A 2,746-nucleotide genomic window follows, 5' to 3' on the forward strand; every position below is an offset into this window, starting at 1 on the left:
GGTGGACAGGTTAACAAAATCGGTGAGGATGTAGCTAAGATTTTAGGTGGAGAAGCATCCTTTAAAGAGGGTGTTTTTACAGCTCCGACTTATAAAATCTCTAATGTTTCTGACGATGGTACAGTAACGACTAATTCACATAACGATGTTGGTAGCGCCTTTGCGGGTCTTGATACGAGTGTCAAGAATGTGAACACTCATCTGTCTAATGAGGTCAAAAAGTTTGATGAAAAACTAAGTAATATTACGCAAGCAGTTCAAGGCAATGCATTGTTATGGGGCAAGACTAAAGGTGCGTTTGTAGCGACGCATGGGGACAATAAAGAGAACAGCAAGCTTACATCACTTGCAGCTGGCTCTATAGTATCAGGCTCGAGTGATGCGATTACGGGTGGACAGATTTATGATCTGCAAAAACAGTTTGCGACGTATTTTGGTGGAGGTGCAGGTTATAATGAAAAGGGAGAATGGGTTGCACCTACCTTCAAGCTTAAAACTGTCAATGATGATGGTAGCACTGGTGAGGAAAAGGTTTACAGTAGTGTAGCGGAAGCACTTGCGGGTGTTGCAAGTTCTATCACGAATGTTCATAATGATGTAACTAATGTTGTCAGTGATAGCCTTGCTAAGCAGGATGATAATACGAAGGTTATCACTATTGGGAAAGAAGTAGAAGGTACAGAACTCAATATTGCCAACAGTAAGAAAGAAGACCGGATACTTTCAGGTGTTAAGGCAGGAGTACTTTCAGCAGAATCGACAGAAGTTGTAAATGGCTCTCAGTTATTTGCGACTAATAAAAATGTTACGACAGTGACTACTAATCTAGACAGTGTTTCTAAAAATACATCGAGCTATTTAGGTGGTGGTGCTGATGTTCTTGTAGGCAATCTTCCGACGTATGTTGTTGGAGGTCAGTCATATCATGATGTTGGTTCAGCCTTTAGCGGTGTTGATACATCGCTGACAGATCTTCATAATGAGCTTTCTAAGAACAGCAATGAACTTACACAGACCATTGAGCAGAATGCTTTGTTGTGGAATGATGAAGCCAATGCCTTTGTCGCGCGTCATGAGAAGAAGCAAGAAGAACAAGGCAGAGCTGTAAGGACACAAGAAAACAGTAGAATTACGTTCCTTGCAAATGGTGAGATTAGCGCTACATCAACAGATGCTGTAACGGGTAGTCAGCTTTTTGAAACGAATGATAAGGTTGTTACTTATTTAGGAGGCAATGCAGCTTTTAATAATGGTGTGTTTACTGGGCCGATCTATAGTTTATCGGAGATTGATAAAGATGGTAAGATAACAGCCAAACCTTTTACCAATGTTGGTTCAGCTTTTGAAGGACTTGATACAAATATCAAGAATGTCAATCAGAGAATTAAGGAAGTTTCTGAAGGAGTCGCACAGGATTCTTTGAATTGGAATAATGAAGCCAATGCATTTGTAGCTAAGCATGGAACGGAAGGAAACAATAGCAAATTGAAGTTTCTTTTAGATGGAGAAGTTTCTAAAGGTTCAACAGAAGCGATCACTGGCAACCAACTTTATTCAATGAATCAAACAGTTGCGACCTATTTTGGTGGAGGTGCTGGCTATGAAAATGGAAAATGGGTTGCACCCACATTCAAACTTAAAACTGTCAATGATGATGGTAGCACTGGTGAGGAAAAGGTTTACAATAGTGTATCGGAAGCACTTGCAGGTGTTGCAAGTTCTATTACGAATGTTCACAATGATGTGACCAATGTTGTCAGTGATAGCCTTGTCAAGCAGGATGAGAAGACGAAAATTATCACTATTGGTAAAGAAGTAGAAGGCAGTGAAATCAACATAGCCAACAAGACTGGTACGGATCGGACACTTTCAGGTGTTGGTGAAGCAACAAAGGATAATGAAGCTGTTAACAAGGGTCAGCTTGATAAAGGTTTGAAGGATCTTTCTACCAGCCTTCAATCAGATGACTCGGCTGTTGTTCATTACGATAAAAAAGAGGGTGAGAATGGCGGCATTGATTACACGAGTGTGACTTTAGGCAAAGGTAAGGATAAGGCAGCTGTTGGTCTTCATAATGTTGCCGATGGTCAGATTGCCAAGGGTTCACGTGATGCAATCACGGGTGGTCAGATTAATAAAATCGGTGAGGATGTAGCTAAGTTTTTAGGTGGAGAAGCATCCTTTAAAGATGGAGCTCTTACACAGCCAACGTATAAATTATCTTACATTGCTAAAGATGGAGTTGTAACAGAGAGTGCCTTTCAAGGTGTTGGAACCGCTTTTGCAGGTCTTGATGAGAATATCAAGAATGTGAATGCAAGGATTAAAGAGGTTTCTGAAGGAGTAGCACAGGATTCTTTGTTATGGAGCAAGGAAGCCGATGCCTTTGTAGCGCGTCATGAAAAGAGTAAAGAAGAACAAGGCAGAGCTGTCAGGACACAAGAAAACAGTAGAATTACGTTCCTTGCAAATGGTGAGATTAGCGCTAAATCAACAGATGCTGTCGCTGGTAATCAACTTTATTCAATGAATCAGACATTTGCAACCTATTTTGGTGGAGGAGCAGGTTATAATGAAAAGGGAGAATGGGTTGCACCTACCTTCAAGCTTAAAACTGTCAATTCTGATGGTAGTGCTGGTGAGGAAAAGGTTTACAATAGTGTATCGGAAGCATTTGCTGGAGTTGCGAGTTCTATCACGAATGTTCATAATGATGTGACCAATGTTGTCAGTGATAGCCTTGCGA

General features: G+C 40.9%; 1 pseudogene. It reads left to right on the plus strand.

The features are described from left to right. Window positions 1–2,746, plus strand: a pseudogene (locus ACFILT_RS04100) (hypothetical protein); the annotation flags it as partial.

The organism is Bartonella sp. AP7XZML, assembly GCF_042195745.1.
In the GTDB taxonomy this organism is placed as follows: domain Bacteria; phylum Pseudomonadota; class Alphaproteobacteria; order Rhizobiales; family Rhizobiaceae; genus Bartonella.